Source organism: Variovorax ureilyticus, from assembly GCF_050632185.1.
In the GTDB taxonomy this organism is placed as follows: domain Bacteria; phylum Pseudomonadota; class Gammaproteobacteria; order Burkholderiales; family Burkholderiaceae_C; genus Variovorax; species Variovorax ureilyticus_A.
The window spans coordinates 4,131,941-4,148,685 of record NZ_CP192579.1 but is presented as its reverse complement, the minus strand read 5'-3'; the positions used below and the strand labels follow the sequence as shown (position 1 = coordinate 4,148,685).

General features: G+C 64.7%; 23 protein-coding genes and 1 pseudogene. 20 read left to right on the top strand and 4 right to left on the bottom strand.

Annotation, left to right across the window (positions count from 1 at the left end; translation table 11 throughout):
• The first annotated feature begins 56 nt into the window (after positions 1–56).
• From fusA to ACQ858_RS20585, 4 genes are all read left to right on the top strand, one after another.
• Complete coding sequence (fusA, locus tag ACQ858_RS20600) at positions 57–2,159, top strand: elongation factor G (RefSeq protein ID WP_431274396.1); 2,103 nt, start codon at positions 57–59, stop codon at positions 2,157–2,159.
• 139 nt (positions 2,160–2,298) lie between these two features.
• On the top strand, positions 2,299–3,492 hold the full coding sequence (gene tuf, locus ACQ858_RS20595; protein WP_431274395.1) for an elongation factor Tu: 1,194 nt from the start codon (positions 2,299–2,301) through the stop codon (positions 3,490–3,492).
• Between the two features lie 24 nt (positions 3,493–3,516).
• Complete coding sequence (rpsJ, locus tag ACQ858_RS20590; protein ID WP_028250951.1) at positions 3,517–3,831, top strand: 30S ribosomal protein S10; 315 nt, start codon at positions 3,517–3,519, stop codon at positions 3,829–3,831.
• A gap of 165 nt (positions 3,832–3,996) precedes the next feature.
• Positions 3,997–5,550, top strand: a complete 1,554-nt coding sequence (locus tag ACQ858_RS20585) for a hypothetical protein (protein WP_431274394.1) — start codon at positions 3,997–3,999, stop codon at positions 5,548–5,550.
• Here ACQ858_RS20585 and ACQ858_RS20580 read toward each other — a convergent pair.
• Entirely contained in the window at positions 5,543–5,836 is a 294-nt protein-coding gene (locus tag ACQ858_RS20580; protein WP_431274393.1) for a hypothetical protein, read from the bottom strand. The genes ACQ858_RS20585 and ACQ858_RS20580 overlap by 8 nt on opposite strands.
• Positions 5,837–5,851: 15 nt before the next feature.
• Here ACQ858_RS20580 and ACQ858_RS20575 point away from each other — a divergent pair, with 15 nt between their 5' ends.
• The 12 genes and pseudogenes from ACQ858_RS20575 to ACQ858_RS20520 all read left to right on the top strand — a co-directional run bounded on the left by ACQ858_RS20575 (position 5,852) and on the right by ACQ858_RS20520 (position 11,849).
• Positions 5,852–6,091 carry a hypothetical protein gene (locus tag ACQ858_RS20575; RefSeq protein ID WP_431274392.1) on the top strand — a complete coding sequence of 80 codons (240 nt, stop codon included), beginning with the start codon at positions 5,852–5,854 and terminating at the stop codon, positions 6,089–6,091.
• A gap of 189 nt (positions 6,092–6,280) precedes the next feature.
• A complete protein-coding gene (rplC, locus tag ACQ858_RS20570) occupies positions 6,281–6,961 on the top strand; it encodes a 50S ribosomal protein L3 (RefSeq protein ID WP_088954963.1) in 681 nt (226 codons plus the stop codon).
• A pseudogene (gene rplD / locus ACQ858_RS20565) lies at positions 6,961–7,580 on the top strand (50S ribosomal protein L4). The gene rplC and the pseudogene rplD overlap by 1 nt, the downstream one beginning before the upstream one ends.
• Positions 7,577–7,912, top strand: coding sequence for a 50S ribosomal protein L23 (rplW, locus tag ACQ858_RS20560; RefSeq protein ID WP_093162195.1), 336 nt, complete (start codon positions 7,577–7,579; stop codon positions 7,910–7,912). Before rplD ends, rplW begins: the two are co-directional and overlap by 4 nt.
• A 2-nt stretch (positions 7,913–7,914) precedes the next feature.
• Complete coding sequence (gene rplB / locus ACQ858_RS20555) at positions 7,915–8,739, top strand: 50S ribosomal protein L2 (protein WP_431274391.1); 825 nt, start codon at positions 7,915–7,917, stop codon at positions 8,737–8,739.
• A 10-nt stretch (positions 8,740–8,749) separates the two neighbouring features.
• Positions 8,750–9,028 carry a 30S ribosomal protein S19 gene (gene rpsS, locus ACQ858_RS20550; RefSeq protein WP_068640579.1) on the top strand — a complete coding sequence of 93 codons (279 nt, stop codon included), beginning with the start codon at positions 8,750–8,752 and terminating at the stop codon, positions 9,026–9,028.
• Positions 9,029–9,037: 9 nt separating this feature from the next.
• Positions 9,038–9,370, top strand: a complete 333-nt coding sequence (rplV, locus tag ACQ858_RS20545) for a 50S ribosomal protein L22 (protein WP_019657678.1) — start codon at positions 9,038–9,040, stop codon at positions 9,368–9,370.
• 15 nt (positions 9,371–9,385) lie between these two features.
• Positions 9,386–10,285 (top strand): 30S ribosomal protein S3, encoded by a 900-nt coding sequence (gene rpsC, locus ACQ858_RS20540; protein ID WP_431274390.1) that lies wholly within the window; start codon positions 9,386–9,388, stop codon positions 10,283–10,285.
• Between the two features lie 28 nt (positions 10,286–10,313).
• Positions 10,314–10,730 carry a 50S ribosomal protein L16 gene (gene rplP / locus ACQ858_RS20535; protein WP_028250943.1) on the top strand — a complete coding sequence of 139 codons (417 nt, stop codon included), beginning with the start codon at positions 10,314–10,316 and terminating at the stop codon, positions 10,728–10,730.
• Positions 10,731–10,744: 14 nt separating this feature from the next.
• Complete coding sequence (gene rpmC, locus ACQ858_RS20530; RefSeq protein ID WP_431274389.1) at positions 10,745–10,990, top strand: 50S ribosomal protein L29; 246 nt, start codon at positions 10,745–10,747, stop codon at positions 10,988–10,990.
• Between the two features lie 9 nt (positions 10,991–10,999).
• Positions 11,000–11,269 carry a 30S ribosomal protein S17 gene (gene rpsQ / locus ACQ858_RS20525; protein WP_431274388.1) on the top strand — a complete coding sequence of 90 codons (270 nt, stop codon included), beginning with the start codon at positions 11,000–11,002 and terminating at the stop codon, positions 11,267–11,269.
• A 73-nt stretch (positions 11,270–11,342) separates the two neighbouring features.
• On the top strand, positions 11,343–11,849 hold the full coding sequence (locus ACQ858_RS20520; RefSeq protein ID WP_431274387.1) for a peroxiredoxin: 507 nt from the start codon (positions 11,343–11,345) through the stop codon (positions 11,847–11,849).
• Positions 11,850–11,960: 111 nt separating this feature from the next.
• Here the strand turns inward: ACQ858_RS20520 and ACQ858_RS20515 are convergent, their stop codons facing one another.
• From ACQ858_RS20515 to ACQ858_RS20505, 3 genes are all read right to left on the bottom strand, one after another.
• Positions 11,961–12,542, bottom strand: coding sequence for a GNAT family N-acetyltransferase (locus tag ACQ858_RS20515; protein ID WP_431274386.1), 582 nt, complete (start codon positions 12,540–12,542; stop codon positions 11,961–11,963).
• Positions 12,539–12,664, bottom strand: a complete 126-nt coding sequence (locus ACQ858_RS20510; RefSeq protein ID WP_431274385.1) for a hypothetical protein — start codon at positions 12,662–12,664, stop codon at positions 12,539–12,541. The genes ACQ858_RS20515 and ACQ858_RS20510 overlap by 4 nt, the downstream gene beginning before the upstream one ends.
• Positions 12,665–12,835: 171 nt before the next feature.
• Positions 12,836–13,333: a TlpA disulfide reductase family protein gene (locus tag ACQ858_RS20505; RefSeq protein WP_431274384.1), complete on the bottom strand. Its 498-nt coding sequence runs from the start codon at positions 13,331–13,333 to the stop codon at positions 12,836–12,838.
• Between the two features lie 97 nt (positions 13,334–13,430).
• On the opposite strand from ACQ858_RS20505, the gene ACQ858_RS20500 reads away from it, so the two are divergent.
• The 4 genes from ACQ858_RS20500 (at position 13,431) to ptsP (ending at position 16,707) form a co-directional block, all read left to right on the top strand.
• A complete protein-coding gene (locus ACQ858_RS20500; RefSeq protein ID WP_431274383.1) occupies positions 13,431–13,958 on the top strand; it encodes a hypothetical protein in 528 nt (175 codons plus the stop codon).
• Between the two features lie 79 nt (positions 13,959–14,037).
• Entirely contained in the window at positions 14,038–14,493 is a 456-nt protein-coding gene (locus ACQ858_RS20495; RefSeq protein ID WP_431274382.1) for a PTS sugar transporter subunit IIA, read from the top strand.
• Positions 14,462–14,731: an HPr family phosphocarrier protein gene (locus tag ACQ858_RS20490; RefSeq protein WP_431274381.1), complete on the top strand. Its 270-nt coding sequence runs from the start codon at positions 14,462–14,464 to the stop codon at positions 14,729–14,731. Before ACQ858_RS20495 ends, ACQ858_RS20490 begins: the two co-directional genes overlap by 32 nt.
• A gap of 170 nt (positions 14,732–14,901) precedes the next feature.
• The gene (gene ptsP, locus ACQ858_RS20485; RefSeq protein ID WP_431274380.1) at positions 14,902–16,707 is read left to right on the top strand and encodes a phosphoenolpyruvate--protein phosphotransferase; all 1,806 of its coding nucleotides are present in this window, start codon (positions 14,902–14,904) and stop codon (positions 16,705–16,707) included.
• Positions 16,708–16,745 lie beyond the last annotated feature (38 nt).

Sequence of the window (16,745 nt, the reverse complement as noted above, 5' to 3'; positions counted from 1 at the left end):
GAAGCCCGACCCGCTGAATTGGTGGGCGGGCTTTCATCCGTTAACGGAGTAATTTCATGTCACGCAAGACACCCATCGAGCGCTACCGCAACATCGGTATTTCGGCGCACATCGACGCCGGCAAGACCACCACGACCGAGCGCATCCTTTTCTACACCGGCGTCACCCACAAGCTGGGCGAAGTGCACGATGGTGCAGCGACCACCGACTGGATGGAGCAGGAGCAGGAGCGTGGCATCACGATCACGTCCGCAGCCGTGACCTGCTTCTGGAAGGGCATGGACCGCTCCTTCCCCGAGCACCGCATCAACATCATCGACACCCCCGGGCACGTGGACTTCACCATCGAGGTGGAGCGCTCGATGCGCGTGCTCGACGGCGCCGTCATGGTCTATGACTCGGTCGGCGGCGTTCAGCCCCAGTCCGAAACCGTTTGGCGTCAGGCCAACAAGTACAAGGTGCCGCGTCTGGCATTCGTGAACAAGATGGACCGGATCGGCGCCAACTTCTTCCGCGTGCGCCAGATGATGGTCGACCGCCTGCGTGCGAACCCCGTGCCGATCGTGATCCCGATCGGTGCCGAGGACAAGTTCCAGGGCGTCGTGGATCTGCGCAAGATGAAGGCCATCATCTGGGACGAAGCCTCGCAGGGCATGAAGTTCGAGTTCAAGGACATTCCGGCCGATCTCGTGGAGCAGGCCAAGGAATGGCGCGAGAAGATGGTCGAAAGTGCGGCCGAGGCTTCCGAAGAGCTCATGAACAAGTACCTCGAAGAGGGTGACCTCACCGAGGAAGAGATCACTCTCGGTCTGCGTACCCGTACGATCGCCGGCGAAATCCAGCCGATGCTGTGCGGCAGCGCGTTCAAGAACAAGGGTGTGCAGCGCATGCTCGACGCCGTGATCGAACTCATGCCGTCGCCGCTGGACATTCCGCCCGTCGGCGGAACGGACGAGGACGAGAAGGAAGTGAACCGCAAGCCGGACGACGGCGAGAAGTTCTCCGCCCTGGCGTTCAAGCTGATGACCGACCCGTACGTGGGTCAGCTCACCTTCGTGCGCGTCTATTCCGGCGTGCTGAGCAAGGGTGACACCGTCTACAACCCGGTCAAGGGCAAGAAGGAGCGTATCGGCCGGATCGTGCAGATGCACGCCAACGAGCGTCTCGAGATTGAAGAAATCCGTGCCGGCGACATCGCCGCTTGCGTGGGCCTGAAGGACGTGACCACGGGCGAAACCCTGTGCGATCCGGATTCCGTCATCACCCTCGAGCGCATGGAGTTCCCCGAGCCCGTCATCTCGCAGGCCGTGGAGCCGAAGACCAAGGCCGACCAGGAAAAGATGGGCATCGCGCTTCAGCGTCTTGCATCGGAAGATCCGTCCTTCCGCGTGCGTACCGACGAAGAATCGGGCCAGACCATCATTTCCGGCATGGGCGAACTGCACCTCGAAATCATCGTGGACCGCATGAAACGCGAGTTCGGCGTTGAAGCCAACGTCGGCAAGCCGCAGGTCGCCTACCGCGAAACCATCCGCAAGACCGTCGAGGACGCCGAAGGCAAGTTCGTGCGCCAATCGGGCGGCAAGGGTCAGTACGGCCACGTCGTGCTCAAGATCGAACCCAACGAAGCCGGCAAGGGCTTCGAGTTCGTCGACGCGATCAAGGGCGGTGTCGTTCCGCGTGAATACATTCCCGCGGTCGAGAAGGGCGTCATCGAGGCGCTGGGCCAGGGTGTGCTCGCCAACTATCCGGTGGTCGACGTCAAGGTCACGCTGCATTTCGGTTCGTACCACGACGTGGACTCGAACGAAATGGCCTTCAAGATGGCTGCCATCTTCGGTTTCAAGGAAGGTGCCCGCAAGGCGAACCCCGTGATTCTCGAGCCGATGATGGCCGTGGAAGTCGAAACGCCCGAAGACTACGCCGGCAACGTGATGGGCGACCTGTCCTCGCGTCGCGGCATGGTGCAGGGCATGGATGACATGGTTGGCGGCGGCAAGATCATCAAGGCCGAAGTTCCGCTGTCGGAAATGTTCGGCTACTCGACGACGCTGCGTTCGGCGACCCAAGGCCGCGCGACCTACACCATGGAGTTCAAGCACTACGCCGAAGCTCCGCGCAACGTGGCGGAAGCCATCGTCGCCGCGCGCGCCAAGTAACAGGCAGGGCAGCAAAGCTGCCTTGTTTCCACCCCTCAGGTCTGCGACCGTGTGCCCCTCGTTGTCCGTGGCGAGGGATTGAGCAACACGGTGCAGACGTTAAACCCCACACGGACTCTGCTCTTTCAAGGATTGAAAAATGGCAAAAGGAAAATTCACCCGCACGAAGCCGCACGTGAACGTGGGCACGATTGGTCACGTTGACCATGGCAAGACGACTCTGACGGCGGCGATCGCGACGGTGCTGTCGGCGAAGTTCGGCGGCGAAGCCAAGGCCTACGACCAGATCGACGCGGCGCCCGAAGAAAAGGCGCGCGGCATCACGATCAACACCGCGCACGTCGAGTACGAGACGGCCAACCGCCACTACGCGCACGTCGATTGCCCCGGCCACGCCGACTATGTGAAGAACATGATCACGGGTGCTGCCCAGATGGACGGCGCGATCCTGGTGTGCTCGGCCGCTGACGGCCCGATGCCCCAGACCCGCGAGCACATCCTGCTGGCCCGCCAGGTGGGCGTGGGCTACATCATCGTCTACCTGAACAAGTGCGACATGGTGGACGACAAGGAACTGCTCGAGCTGGTCGAGATGGAAGTTCGCGAACTGCTCGACAAGTACGAGTTCCCCGGCGATGCGACCCCGATCATCCACGGCTCGGCCAAGCTGGCGCTGGAAGGCGACAAGGGCGAGCTGGGCGAAGGCTCGATCATGAAGCTGGCCGAGGCGCTGGACAGCTACATCCCCACGCCCGAGCGCGCGGTGGACGGCACGTTCCTGATGCCTGTGGAAGACGTGTTCTCGATCTCCGGTCGCGGCACGGTGGTGACCGGCGCGGTCGAGCGCGGCATCATCAAGGTGGGCGATGAAATCGAGATCGTCGGTATCCGCCCGACCCAGAAGACCACCTGCACGGGCGTGGAAATGTTCCGCAAGCTGCTGGACCAGGGCCAGGCGGGCGACAACGTGGGCGTGCTGCTGCGCGGCACGAAGCGCGAAGAAGTCGAGCGCGGCCAGGTGCTGTGCAAGCCCGGTTCGATCAAGCCGCACACGCACTTCACCGCCGAGGTGTATGTGCTGAGCAAGGACGAAGGCGGGCGCCACACGCCGTTCTTCAACAACTATCGCCCGCAGTTCTACTTCCGCACGACGGACGTGACCGGCTCGATCGAGTTGCCCAAGGACAAGGAAATGGTCATGCCCGGCGACAACGTGTCCATCACGGTGAAGCTGATCAACCCGATCGCCATGGAAGAAGGCCTGCGCTTCGCAATCCGCGAAGGCGGCCGCACCGTCGGCTCGGGCGTCGTGGCCAAGATCCTCGACATCTGATCCGAACGCTAGGAAGGAATCAACATGGCCACCAAGCAAAAAATCCGCATTCGCCTCAAGGCGTTCGACTACAAGCTGATCGATCAATCGGCTGCCGAGATCGTGGACACCGCGAAGCGCACCGGCGCCATCGTCAAGGGCCCGGTGCCGCTGCCGACCCGCATGAAGCGCTTCGACATCCTGCGCTCGCCGCACGTCAACAAGACGAGCCGTGACCAGTTCGAGATCCGCACGCATCAGCGTCTGATGGACATCGTCGATCCGACGGACAAGACGGTGGACGCGCTCATGAAGCTCGACCTGCCGGCTGGCGTGGACGTCGAGATCAAGCTCCAGTAAGAAATTTCTCTTGATCTTGGGGCCCGCTCTCAGAAATGAGGCGGGCTTTCTCTTTTGGGGGGCGAATGTGGCATCCTCGGGCCTAAAGTCGTGGCTATTGCCATTGCGATCAGAGAGGCGCAGATGAAACGTATCGGGGTGAGACATGTCTTGGCGGCGACGGCCTTGGCGCTCCTGGCTGCCTGCGGTGGCGGCGGAGGAGGTGGGGGCGCCGGACTGGCCGCCCTGGCGACGGTCGGCATCCCCGGTGCGACCACTGTCACGCTCAGCGGCGTCGTGACCTACGACTCCGTTCCGAATCCCTCCGGCGCCCTCGCGTACGCGGGCACCACGCAAAAACCGGTGCGCGGCGCGGTGGTCGAAATCCTGAACAGCACCTCGTCCATCATCGCGACGACCACCACGGACGCGACGGGCGGCTACTCGGTTTCGCTGCCTTCGAGCACCGGCGTCGTCGTGCGGGTCAAGGCCCAGATGTCCCAGGCCGGCGCCGGTCCGACGTGGGACGTGACGGTGCGCGACAACACCCAGTCGAATGCGATCTACGCGATGGAGACGCCGGCGTTCTCGACCGGCACCGCAGCGCTCACGCGCAACGTGAACGCGCCCTCCGGCTGGACGGGGACCAGCTACGGCGCTGCCCGCGTGGCGGCACCCTTCGCGGTGCTGGATACGATCTACTCGACCCAGGCCAAGGTGCTGTCGGTCGCGCCCGGCACGGCGTTCCCATCCCTGCGCGTGTTCTGGAGCGTCAACAACCTGCCCGCGAGCGGCGATCCGACCCAGGGGCAGATCGGGACGACGTTCTTCGGCAGCGACAGCGCGGGCCGTGTCATCTACGTGCTCGGCAAGGAGAACGTCGATACCGACGAATACGACGCCACGGTCATCGCCCACGAATGGGGCCACTACTACCAGTCGGCGTTCAGCCGGGATGATTCCCCCGGTGGCAGCCACTCATTGACCGATCTCCTGGACCGCCGCGTTGCGTTCTCCGAGGGCTGGGGCAACGCCTGGTCGGGCATCGCGCTGGGCCGAAGCAACTACACGGACTCTGCCGGACCGGGCCAGGCGCAGGGCGCCAACATGAACCTGACGGTCGGGCCCGGCGCCAACCCGGGCTGGTATCGCGAAGCGTCCATCCACTCCATCCTGTGGAACCTGAACAGCCAGGTCGGCTTCAAGCCCATCCACGACACCTTGACCGGATCGTTCAAGAGCGGACTGCCGGTGACTTCCATCCATCCCTTCACGGCCGCTTTCAACGCTGCTGCGCCGGGCAGTTCGTCGGTGCTGGCCGGATTGCTTGCCGGGCAGAACATCACGGTCAATGATGCCTTCGGGACCGGGGAGGGTAACTTCGGCGGCATTGCGGCACTGCAACCGATCGTCTTGCCCATGTACCGCTCGGCCGCGGTGGGCGGGGGCATCACGCAAGCTTGTGTTTCCAACCTTGCTGGTTCCGACAACAAGCTCGGCAGCTATGTCTACCTCCGGTTCAGCGTCGCCGCGGCCGGAAGCCATGAGATCTCGGTCGCCGGGCCGGCGGGCTCGGATCCCGATTGGGTCGTCTACAGCGGCGGCCAGATCGCGGCATCGAACGGACTCGGCACGAGCGAGACGGCGACGGTCGGCCTGCCTGCCGGCGAGAGCGTTCTGGTCATCAACGACTACAACAATTCCTCGGCAAACACATGTTTCAACGTGACCATCAAATGAAGCCATCCCACGTCACGACGAGGTTCGGCATGGCGGCCGCGGCGCTGTCAGCGCTGGCGCTGCTCGTGCCCGCATGCGCGAGCGCCGACGGCGTCGCGAAGTCGTCGCCGGCCAGGAGCCAGGTCGGTGCGCCGCCGATGAAATCGGCGCCCATGAAGTCCAACGGATCCGGGGTGGCGATCCAGTACCGCGTCGACGGGACTCCTGAGGTCGGCAGGGCCGTGCGGGTCGTCTTGACCTTCGACGGGGTCACCGATCCGGCTGGCGCTGCGCTGCGCTTCACCACCGAAGGGGGCTGGCGATGGGCGCCACGCCTGCGGCCGCCACGCTGCCCTCGGGGCAGGCCACGACGATGACGGTCGAGGTCGTGCCTTCCGCGCAGGGTATGGCGTACCTCCATGTCTTCACGACGCAGAATGGTGCGACCAGCGCGACCTCGATCCCGGTGCAGGTCGGCAAGGCGCAGCCTGCGTTGCCCGCGGCCGGCGAGCTCAAGCAGGATGCGGCCGGCGAGAAGATCCGATCGATGCAGGTGAAGTAGCCTGCTTCGGCGAAAAAGGTCCGGGCTTGCGCGCGGCGGGGCGCGCGGGCTATAATCTCCTGCTCTGCCCAACTTGCGTTGGCGGCATGCTGCATGCCGCGCATTGAGCGGGGCTTTATCAACCTTCTTTCGCATACCAAACGCTGTCGCCAATTGAAGTGGCAGCGGCGGAAGTTTTGGAGAAAACCAATGAGTCTGAGCAACTCCCTCGGGTTGCTGGGCCGCAAGGTGGGGATGATGCGTCTCTTCACCGATGACGGGGACGCAGTTCCTGTCACGGTGGTGGATGTGTCCAACAACCGCGTGACCCAGATCAAATCCCAAGAGAACGATGGCTACGTCGCACTTCAAGTGACGTTCGGTTCGCGCAAGGCATCGCGCGTGACCAAGCCCGAAGCCGGTCACCTCGCCAAGGCGGGCGTCGAAGCTGGCGAAATCATCCGCGAATTCCGCGTGACCGCAGACGCCGCTGCCCAGCACAAGGCGGGTGGTGCGATTGCCGTCGGCAGCGTCTTCGCTGTGGGCCAGAAGGTCGACGTGCAGGGCACCTCGATCGGCAAGGGCTACGCCGGCACGATCAAGCGCCACAACATGGGTTCGCAGCGCGCCTCGCACGGTAACAGCCGTTCGCACAACGTTCCCGGCTCCATCGGTATGGCGCAGGATCCCGGCCGCGTGTTCCCCGGCAAGCGCATGACGGGTCACCTGGGCGACGTCACCGTGACGACCCAGAACCTCGATGTGATCCGTATCGACGAAGCGCGTCAGTTGCTCCTGATCAAGGGTGCGATTCCGGGCTCGAAGGGTGGCTTTGTCACCGTGCGTCCGGCCATCAAGGCCAAGCCGCAAGCCGCTGAAGGAGCGAAGTAATGGAACTCGAACTCCTGAACGAACAAGGTCAGGCGGCGTCGAAGTACGACGCGCCGGAAACCGTGTTCGGCCGTGACTTCAACGAAGACCTGGTTCACCAGATCGTCGTTGCCTACCGAGCCAATGCACGCCAAGGCACGCGCGCCCAGAAGGACCGCGAGCAGGTCAAGCACTCGACCAAGAAGCCTTTCAAGCAAAAGGGAACGGGCCGCGCCCGTGCCGGTATGACTTCCTCGCCGCTGTGGCGTGGGGGCGGCCGCATCTTCCCGAACATGCCTGACGAAAACTTCACGCAGAAGATCAACAAGAAGATGTACCGCGCCGGCATGGCCTCCATCTTCTCGCAGCTCGCTCGCGAAGGCCGTCTGGCTGTGGTCGATTCGATCAAGGTCGATTCGCCCAAGACCAAGGCCCTGGCCGCCAAGTTCAAGGCGATGAATCTCGAGTCCGTGCTCGTGATCGCCGAGGAAGTCGACGAGAACCTGTACCGGCATCGCGCAACCTGGTGAACGTGCTCGTGGTCGAGCCGCGTTACGCCGATCCGGTTTCGTTGGTCCACTACAAGAAGGTGCTGGTCACCAAGGGTGCTGTCGACAAGCTCAAGGAGATGTTCGCATGAGCCGCATGAACCCTACTCCCGCACAGCGTCAGTTCGACGAAGGTCGCCTGATGAACGTGCTGGTCGCCCCGATCGTGTCCGAAAAGGCCACGATGGTTGGCGAAAAGTCGAACGCAGTCACCTTCAAGGTGCTGCAGGACGCCACCAAGCCTGAGATCAAGGCCGCTGTCGAACTGATGTTCAAGGTCGAAGTTCAGGGCGTGTCGGTGCTCAATACCAAGGGCAAGACCAAGCGCTTCGGCAAGTCCGTCGGCCGCCGCGACAACGTTCGCAAGGCCTATGTGACGCTGAAGGCCGGTCAAGAGCTCAACCTCGTCGGGGAAGGCGCTTAATCATGGCCGTCATCAAGCAGAAACCCACTTCGCCGGGCCAACGCGGCGCGGTGAAGATTTCGCGCGATCACCTGTACAAGGGTGCACCGCACGCGGCGCTGCTGGAATCGCAATTCCAGAAGGCCGGCCGCAACAACAACGGTCACATCACGACCCGTCACAAGGGTGGTGGCCACAAGCACCATTACCGCGTGGTGGACTTCGTGCGCAACAAGGACGGCATCCCGGCCAAGGTCGAACGCATCGAGTACGACCCGAACCGCACCGCCCACATCGCCCTCGTTTGCTATGCAGACGGCGAGCGCCGCTACATCATCGCCCCGCGCGGTCTGGAAGCCGGTGCAACGCTGCTGAGCGGTTCGGAAGCCCCGATCCGCGCCGGCAACACGCTGCCGATCCGCAACATCCCCGTGGGTTCGACGATCCACTGCATCGAACTGCAGCCCGGCAAGGGTGCGCAGATCGCCCGCTCGGCCGGTACCTCGGCCACGCTGCTGGCCCGTGAAGGCGTCTACGCCCAGGTCCGCATGCGTTCGGGCGAAGTCCGCCGCGTGCACGTCGAGTGCCGCGCGACCATCGGTGAAGTCGCCAACGAAGAGCACAGCCTGCGCCAACTCGGCAAGGCCGGTGTGAAGCGCTGGATGGGTATCCGCCCGACCGTTCGCGGCGTGGTGATGAACCCTGTGGACCACCCGCACGGTGGCGGCGAAGGCAAGACCGGCGAAGGCCGTCATCCTGTCGACCCGTGGGGCAATCTGACCAAGGGTTATCGCACCCGCAACAACAAGCGCACGCAGGTCTTCATCGTGTCGCGTCGCAAGAAGTAAGGGATAGCAAATGACTCGCTCTCTCAAGAAGGGTCCGTTCGTCGACCACCACCTGCTGGCGAAGGCCGACAAGGCCGTGACGACCAAGGACAAGAAGCCGATCAAGACCTGGTCGCGTCGCTCGATGGTCCTGCCCGAGTTCATCGGCCTGACCATTGCCGTGCACAACGGCAAGCAGCACGTGCCTGTGTACATCACCGACCAGATGGTCGGCCACAAGCTCGGCGAATTTGCGCTCACGCGCACGTTCAAGGGGCACCCCGCGGACAAGAAAGTCCAGAAGAAGTAAGGAACGACCATGTCTGAAACACGTGCAGTCCTCCGCGGCGTCCGCCTTTCGGTCGATAAGGGCCGTCTGGTCGCCGACCTGATCCGCGGCAAGAAGGTCGATCAAGCGCTCAACATTCTGCAGTTCACGCAGAAGAAGGCCGCTGTGATCGTGAAGAAGGTGCTCGAGTCGGCGATCGCCAACGCCGAGCACAACGACGGTGCCGACATCGACGAACTGAAGGTCAAGACGATCTACGTCGAGCAAGGCGCCACGCTCAAGCGCTTCACCGCGCGCGCCAAGGGTCGCGGCAATCGCATCAGCAAGCCCACGTGCCATGTGTACGTGACGGTTGGCAACTAAGAGGCTGGCAGAAATATGGGACAGAAAATCCACCCAACCGGCTTCCGCCTCGCGGTCAGCCGTAACTGGTCCAGCCGCTGGTACGCAAGCAACCGCGACTTCGCGGGCATGCTGGCCGAAGACATCAAGGTGCGCGAGTACCTGAAGAAGAAGCTCAAGAACGCGTCCGTTTCGCGCGTGCTGATCGAGCGTCCCGCCAAGAACGCGCGCATCACGATCTACTCGGCACGTCCGGGCGTCGTGATCGGCAAGAAGGGCGAGGACATCGAGAACCTCAAGCGCGAACTGGGCAAGCAGCTCGGCGTGCCGGTCGCGGTCAACATCGAAGAAGTGCGCAAGCCCGAAATCGATGCGCAACTGATCGCCGACAGCATCACGCAGCAGCTCGAGAAGCGGATCATGTTCCGCCGCGCGATGAAGCGTGCGATGCAGAACGCCATGCGTCTGGGTGCCCAGGGCATCAAGATCATGTCGGCCGGTCGCCTCAACGGCATCGAAATCGCTCGTACCGAGTGGTATCGCGAAGGTCGCGTGCCGCTTCATACGCTGCGCGCCGACATCGACTACGGCACCTCGGAAGCCAAGACCACTTACGGCGTCATCGGCGTCAAGGTCTGGGTCTACAAGGGCGACACGCTGGGTCGCAACGACCTGCCGGCCGTCGAAACGCCGCGTCCTGAAGAAGAGCGTCGCCCACGTGGCCCGCGTCGCGATGGCCGCCCCGGTGGCGACCGTCCCGGCTCTGACCGCCGTGGCCCCCGCGCCGGTGCCCGTGGCCCGATCGGTGGCAACACCGCTCCGGCCGACGGCAGCGACAAGCCCGCAGAAGCGGGCGGTGCAGACTCGAAACCCGCCGTTAAGCGCGTCCGCAAAGCCGCGCCCGCTGCAGCAGCGGACGGTGCCAAGACCGAGTGATCGGTCTTAGAACTACGGAGTAACAAACATGCTGCAACCTGCACGCAGAAAGTTCCGCAAGGAACAAAAGGGCCGCAACACCGGCATCGCGACGCGCGGCAACGCGGTGTCGTTCGGTGACTTCGGCCTCAAGTCGATCGACCGCGGCCGCCTGACGGCCCGCCAGATCGAAGCCGCACGTCGCGCGATCTCGCGTCACGTCAAGCGCGGTGGCCGTATCTGGATTCGCGTGTTCCCCGACAAGCCGATTTCCCACAAGCCCGCCGAAGTGCGGATGGGTAACGGCAAGGGCAACCCCGAGTACTACGTCGCCGAAATCCAGCCCGGCAAGGTGATCTACGAGATCGTCGGCGTTCCTGAAGAACTCGCTCGCGAGGCCTTCCGTCTGGCTGCTGCCAAGCTTCCGCTGCGCACGACCTTCGTCGCACGCCAGCTCGGCGCCTGATCGAGGAGAACACCATGGCAACACGTAAGAAGAAGGACGCTGCGGCAAACGCCAAGACGTCGAAGGCTGCTGAGCTGCGCAACAAGGACGTTGCCGGCCTGCAAGCCGAAATCAAGGATCTGCAGAAGGCCCATTTCGGCCTGCGCATGCAGAAGGCCACGCAACAACTGTCGAACACCGCAACGCTGCGCATCACCCGTCGTGACATCGCGCGTGCGAAGACCATTCTTGCTCAGAAGCAGCAAGAAGCCGCCAAGTAAGGAGTGACCATGACGGAAGCTAAAAAGTCCCTCAAGCGCACCTTGATCGGCAAGGTGGTCAGCGACAAGCGCCAGAAGACCGTGACCGTGCTGGTCGAGCGTCGTGTCAAGCACGAGCTCTACGGCAAGATCGTGGCCAAGACCAGCAAGTACCACGCCCATGACGAAAAGGGCGAGTACAAGCTCGGCGACATCATCGAGATCACGGAAAGCCGTCCGATCTCGAAGTCGAAGAACTGGGTTGTGACCCGCCTGGTCGAGAAGGCCGCTCTGGTCTGATCTCCGCGGCAACGCAGCCAACGCAAAAGCGGCCCACAATGTGGGCCGTTTTTCTTTTTCAGGAGCACTTCAGATGATCAAAGTTGGCGACACCCTTCCTTCCGCAACGCTGCAGGAATACTCGGAGGTGGAAGGCGAGGGCTGCAGCATCGGCCCGAACCCCGTCGACGTGACCAAGGCGGCGGCCGGCAAGACGATCGCGCTGTTCGCGCTTCCGGGCGCTTTCACGCCCACCTGTTCCGCCAAGCATGTTCCTGGCTACGTCCAGCATTTCGACGATTTCAAGGCAGCGGGCGTGGACGAAATCTGGTGCGTGAGCGTGAACGACGCGTTCGTCATGGGCGCGTGGGCCCGCGACCAGAAGACCTCCGGCAAGGTTCGCATGCTGGCCGACGGCAGTGCAGCGTTCGCGAATGCCACCGGCCTGACGCTCGACCTGACCGCGCGCGGCATGGGCGTGCGCAGCAACCGCTACTCGATGCTCGTGAAGGACGGCAAGGTCGCTTCGCTCAATGTGGAGGCGCCCGGCAAGTTCGAAGTCAGCGACGCCGACACCCTGCTTGCCCAAGCCAAGAGCTGATTCCGATACCGCGTTCGCGGGAAACGCCGCGGAACCGGCTTCGCCGGGCCGCCGGCGTTGCCCCCGGAAGGGGGTGTCCGAGCACACGAAGTGAGCGAGGCTGGGGGAGAGCTACAGCTCCACCTTGAGGTAGTGCGATCCGGGAATGGGGTTGTGGTAGTAAGGGGGCACCTCAACGAAGCCCAGATCTTCATAAAGTGCCCGCGCCGATTCCATGTCGTCGAGCGTGTCGAGCAGCACACACGCATACCCGGCGCCGCGCGCGGCATCCAGGATGGCTTCAACCAGCTGCCGCCCCAGTCCCACCCCGCGAAACTCGGGCCGTACATACAGGCGCTTCATTTCCGCGGCGTTGGGATAGTCGGCCGAATCCAGCGGGCGCAGCGCACAGCAGCCCGCGACATGTGCAAGACCGCCATTGGCTCGCTGCAGCGGCTGAGCGTTCACCGGCACGGCCGTGTCCGCGGTGCTGACCAACGCCAGCAGCAGCGCGCCGCGCGGCTCGGCGTACTCGCCCGGCAGGGCCGCAAGCTCTTCGTCGAAATGCTGGAACCCGAGATCGATGCCGAGCGAGGCCGCGTAGTCGCGGAAGATGGCGCGGGTGGCGTCGAACTCGTGCGCCTTGTCGGGCGTGAGCAGCATGATCTCGGGCATGTCCGCCAATGGCAGCGGGCGCGACGTCGAATGGCTCATAGGTGCAGCGCGGCAGTCCAGGCGGTGAAGCCGTCGCAGCTGACGAACGCGGCGAGTGCGAGCAGGGCGCCGGCGTCATGCGGCCCCGGTCGGCGTCTCGCGGGCTCGAAGGAAGCGGTCATGGGTGGCGGTGGGCGCGTGGCTGCGGGATGCGCAGATTAGCAAACTTCGGCGGCGGGACATCCTGCGGGTTCTCTCTAGTCCCGCCCGCGGGAAAATCCCGGCACCGGCGCTCCGGCAAAGCCGGTTTCGCGGTGTTTCTTCTGGAACGGGCGCGGCTCCGGAGGGGCGGCTTAAGCTTCCGCCAGGAGCTTCTCGATCAGCTTGTGAAGCTCGGCGAAGTCCGGCTCGCCGACGTAGCGCTTCACGATCTCGCCCCGTTTGTTGACCACGTAGGTGGTCGGCGTGAGCTTCACGTCGCCCCAGGCCTGCGCCACCGCGCCGGTGTTGTCGATCGCCACCTTGAACGGCAGCTTGCGCGTCTCGGCGTAATTGACGACGTAGGCCGGCGGGTCGTAGCTCATCGCGACGGCGAGGGTGTCGTAGCCCCGGTCCTTGTACTTGTCGTAGGTGGCGATCACCTGGGGCATCTCGGCGACGCAGGTGACGCAACTCGTGGCCCAGAAGTTGACCAGCGTCACCTTGCCCTTGAGGTCCTCGGTGCTCTTCTTGGTGCCGTCGAGCAGGACGAAGGTCGAGGCCGGTGCGGCGGAAGCACCGGTGCTCAGGTAAACGCCCGCGCCGACAACCAAGGCAAGGGCCAGAAGGGCGGCGGGAATGAGTTTCTTCATGGTGGGCGGATAGGTGTCCGACCGCGATTCTAGTTCCGCCTGTCGAAATGTGCCGGCCGCCCGTTCGCCGATCGGCGGGTTCGATAATGGCCGTTCCATGTCAACCCCCTATCGCCTGGGTCGTGCCGTGCTCGCCGCCGGGACGGCCGTCCTCGTCGCCTGCAGCCCGACTTTCAATTGGCGTGAAGTCCCCGTCGGCGATGCGGGCGTCATCGCACTGCTGCCGTGCAGGCCCGAGCGCGCCACGCGCGATCTGCCGCTCGGCGGTGGGTCGATTCCGGTCGACATGGCCGGCTGCAAGGCGGGCGACGCGACGTTTGCGGTCGCTCACGCGCGGGCGGCGACTGCCGAGCAGGCCGAGGTCTGGCTGCGCGCACGGCACGCGGCCACGCGCAGCCAACTGGCCGGCGTGCCCGTGGTCGAGTCGCCGGCGGTCCTGGCCCGAGCCGCATCCTCACCGGCGCCGGTACGCCTCGATACGCAGGGGGCGGACGCCGCGCACGTGCTGTGGTTCGCCCATCGTCGCCCGGACGGCGGCGCTTCGGTCTACCAGGCCACCGTCTCGGGGACGCCGTCATCGACAGAAGCCGTGGCGACGTTCTTTGAAGGGTTCCGCATCCCGTGAGTGCGAAAAATCAAGCCTTGCGAACGCAGTTCCTCCCGTGGATGCCCCCGCATAATCCAGAGGCAACAGGTCGACCCGCATGAACAGCATCTTCATCATCGCCCACGTGCCGCTCGCGAATGCGTTGCGGCAATGCGCGCTGCATGTGTTTCCCGATTGCGAGTCGTCGATCGTCGCGCTCGATGTGCTGCCCAACGTCTCGCCGGACGAGACCCTCGCGGCCGCGCGCATCACGCTCGCGCAGCTCCAGCGGACGCAGCGCTCGCAGGTGCTCGTGCTGGCAGACGTGTTCGGCGCGACGCCCTGCAACGTGGCCCAGAAGCTCGTCGACGGCGTCCGTTCGCGGCTCGTGGCGGGCGTCAACCTGCCCATGCTGCTGCGCGCCGTGAGCTACCGCAACGAGCCGCTCGAGACCCTCGTGCAGCGCGCGCTCACCGGCGGAACGGCGGGCGTCATGCAAGTCGCAGTCACCGCTCCTCAGAACCAGGCAAGAAGAAAGCACAGTGATCAAGACATCCGTGACCATCAGCAATAAGCTGGGCCTGCACGCGCGCGCCTCGGCCAAACTCACCAAGCTCGCGGGGAGCTATCCCTGCGAAGTCTGGCTGGCGCGCGGCGACCGCCGCGTCAATGCCAAGAGCATCATGGGCGTGATGATGCTGGCCGCCGGTCTCGGCGTGACGGTGGACGTCGAGACCGACGGCGAGCGCGAGCAGGAGGCGCTCGATGCCATCGTCGCGCTCATGAACGACAAGTTCGGCGAAGGCGAGTGATGAAGACCACCCCCAGCCTCGCCCACTTCGTGTGGCTCTGCAACCCCTCGAGGGGGCGCACCCTGGCGGCCCGGCGAAGCCGGTTCCGCGGGTGCCTGCGAACGGGCCGGCTGCGCGGCCCTGGCGGCCACTGCGGCGTTTGCGGGGGAGGCGCTTGGCGCCTTGAGATCATGACATTTTCGATCCACGGTCTTCCGGTTGCACGCGGCATCGCCATCGGGCGTGCGGTGCTCGTGGTGTCGAGCCGTATCGACGTCGCGCACTACTTCATCAAGCCCGAGGAAATCGAAGCCGAAATCGACCGCGTGCGGGTCGCGCGCAACGGGGTGGCCGAAGAGCTCCAGAAGCTGCAGGCGAGCGTCGCGCTGATGGGCCCCAACGACGCGCCGCACGAGCTTTCCGCGCTGCTCGACGTGCACCAGATGCTGCTGCAGGACGAGGTGCTCACCACCGGCGTCAAGCACTGGATCGTCGAGCGCCTCTACAACGCCGAATGGGCGCTCACCACCCAGCTCGAAATCGTCGCGCGCCAGTTCGACGAGATGGAGGACGAGTACCTGCGCGAGCGCAAGGCCGATCTGGAGCAGGTCGTCGAGCGCCTGCTGCACCGCATGAAGGGCACGGCTGCGGTCCTCGCGCCGCCGCCGCCGCGGCGCAAGCGCGCTGCCGCCGAGAACGACGACGCGGACCATGCCGATTCCCTCGCCGGCGAGGCCTTCGATGCGCCGCTGGTGCTGATTGCGCACGACCTTTCGCCGGCCGACATGCTGCAGTTCAAGAAGAGCGTGTTCGCCGGCTTCGTGACCGACGTGGGCGGCCGCACCTCGCACACCGCGATCGTCGCGCGCAGCATGGACATCCCTGCCGTGGTCGGCGCTCGCAGCGCGAGCCAGCTCGTGCGGCAGGACGACTGGGTCATCATCGACGGCGATGCCGGCGTGGTGATCGTCGACCCGTCGCCGATCATCCTGGCCGAATACGGATTCAAGCAGCGCCAGGGCGATCTCGAACGCGGGCGGCTGTCGCGGCTGCGGCACAAGCCGGCGGTCACGCTCGATGGCCAGCGCGTCGAGCTGCTCGCCAACATCGAGATGCCCGAGGACACGATCGGGGCCGTCAAGGCAGGCGCCGTCGGCGTGGGCCTCTTCCGCAGCGAATTCCTCTTCATGGGCCGTGAGTCGCAGCGCAAGACGCGGCTGCCCGACGAGGAGGAGCAGTACCAGGCCTACAGGCGCGCGATCGACGGCATGCAGGGCATGCCCGTCACGATCCGCACCATCGACGTCGGGGCGGACAAGCCGCTCGACGGCAAGTCGGTGCGTGACGACGCCCATCTGAACCCCGCGCTGGGCCTGCGCGCGATCCGCTGGAGCCTGGCCGACCCGGCGATGTTCCTCACGCAGTTGCGCGCGATCCTTCGCGCCGCGGCACACGGCGAGATCCACCTGCTGATCCCGATGCTCGCGCACGTGAGCGAGATCCGCCAGACGCTGTCGCTCATCGACTTCGCACGCGCCGAGCTGGACAACCGCGGCGTCACCTACGGCCACGTGAAGGTCGGCGCGATGATCGAGATTCCAGCGGCCGCGCTCACGCTGCGCACCTTCCTCAAGTACTTCGATTTCCTGTCGATCGGCACGAACGACCTGATCCAGTACACGCTCGCGATCGACCGCGCCGACGAATCGGTGGCGCATCTCTACGACCCTGCGCACCCGGCGGTGCTGCGGCTGGTGGCCGACACCATTGCCGAGTGCCGCCGCCAGGGCAAGGGCGTGAGCGTCTGCGGCGAAATGGCCGGCGACGTGATGTTCACGCGCCTGCTGCTGGGGCTGGGCCTGCGCAGCTTCTCCATGCATCCCTCGCAGATCCTGGCGGTCAAGCAGGAGGTGCTGCGCGCCGACGTCGGCAAGCTCGAAGCCTGGGCGCGCGAGGTCGTCGAGGCCGAGGATCCCGCGGCCGCGCTGGCCCGGTAGTTCGTCGCTCGGCGCCGCGCCGAAATAAAACGAAACAC

Excerpts from the sequence above, each read along its gene's own strand:
- rpsJ (WP_028250951.1), top strand. The coding sequence starts at position 3,517 with ATGGCCACCAAGCAAAAAATCCGCATTCGCCTCAAGGCGTTCGACTAC.
- tuf (WP_431274395.1), top strand. The coding sequence starts at position 2,299 with ATGGCAAAAGGAAAATTCACCCGCACGAAGCCGCACGTGAACGTGGGC.
- rplV (WP_019657678.1), top strand. The coding sequence starts at position 9,038 with ATGTCTGAAACACGTGCAGTCCTCCGCGGCGTCCGCCTTTCGGTCGAT.
- ACQ858_RS20495 (WP_431274382.1), top strand. The coding sequence starts at position 14,038 with ATGAACAGCATCTTCATCATCGCCCACGTGCCGCTCGCGAATGCGTTG.
- fusA (WP_431274396.1), top strand. The coding sequence starts at position 57 with ATGTCACGCAAGACACCCATCGAGCGCTACCGCAACATCGGTATTTCG.
- ACQ858_RS20500 (WP_431274383.1), top strand. The coding sequence starts at position 13,431 with ATGTCAACCCCCTATCGCCTGGGTCGTGCCGTGCTCGCCGCCGGGACG.
- rplW (WP_093162195.1), top strand. The coding sequence starts at position 7,577 with ATGAGCCGCATGAACCCTACTCCCGCACAGCGTCAGTTCGACGAAGGT.
- ptsP (WP_431274380.1), top strand. The coding sequence starts at position 14,902 with ATGACATTTTCGATCCACGGTCTTCCGGTTGCACGCGGCATCGCCATC.
- ACQ858_RS20520 (WP_431274387.1), top strand. The coding sequence starts at position 11,343 with ATGATCAAAGTTGGCGACACCCTTCCTTCCGCAACGCTGCAGGAATAC.
- ACQ858_RS20505 (WP_431274384.1), bottom strand. The coding sequence starts at position 13,333 with ATGAAGAAACTCATTCCCGCCGCCCTTCTGGCCCTTGCCTTGGTTGTC.
- rpsC (WP_431274390.1), top strand. The coding sequence starts at position 9,386 with ATGGGACAGAAAATCCACCCAACCGGCTTCCGCCTCGCGGTCAGCCGT.
- rplB (WP_431274391.1), top strand. The coding sequence starts at position 7,915 with ATGGCCGTCATCAAGCAGAAACCCACTTCGCCGGGCCAACGCGGCGCG.
- rpmC (WP_431274389.1), top strand. The coding sequence starts at position 10,745 with ATGGCAACACGTAAGAAGAAGGACGCTGCGGCAAACGCCAAGACGTCG.
- rpsS (WP_068640579.1), top strand. The coding sequence starts at position 8,750 with ATGACTCGCTCTCTCAAGAAGGGTCCGTTCGTCGACCACCACCTGCTG.
- ACQ858_RS20575 (WP_431274392.1), top strand. The coding sequence starts at position 5,852 with ATGGGCGCCACGCCTGCGGCCGCCACGCTGCCCTCGGGGCAGGCCACG.
- ACQ858_RS20510 (WP_431274385.1), bottom strand. The coding sequence starts at position 12,664 with ATGACCGCTTCCTTCGAGCCCGCGAGACGCCGACCGGGGCCGCATGAC.
- ACQ858_RS20515 (WP_431274386.1), bottom strand. The coding sequence starts at position 12,542 with ATGAGCCATTCGACGTCGCGCCCGCTGCCATTGGCGGACATGCCCGAG.
- rplC (WP_088954963.1), top strand. The coding sequence starts at position 6,281 with ATGAGTCTGAGCAACTCCCTCGGGTTGCTGGGCCGCAAGGTGGGGATG.
- rplP (WP_028250943.1), top strand. The coding sequence starts at position 10,314 with ATGCTGCAACCTGCACGCAGAAAGTTCCGCAAGGAACAAAAGGGCCGC.
- rpsQ (WP_431274388.1), top strand. The coding sequence starts at position 11,000 with ATGACGGAAGCTAAAAAGTCCCTCAAGCGCACCTTGATCGGCAAGGTG.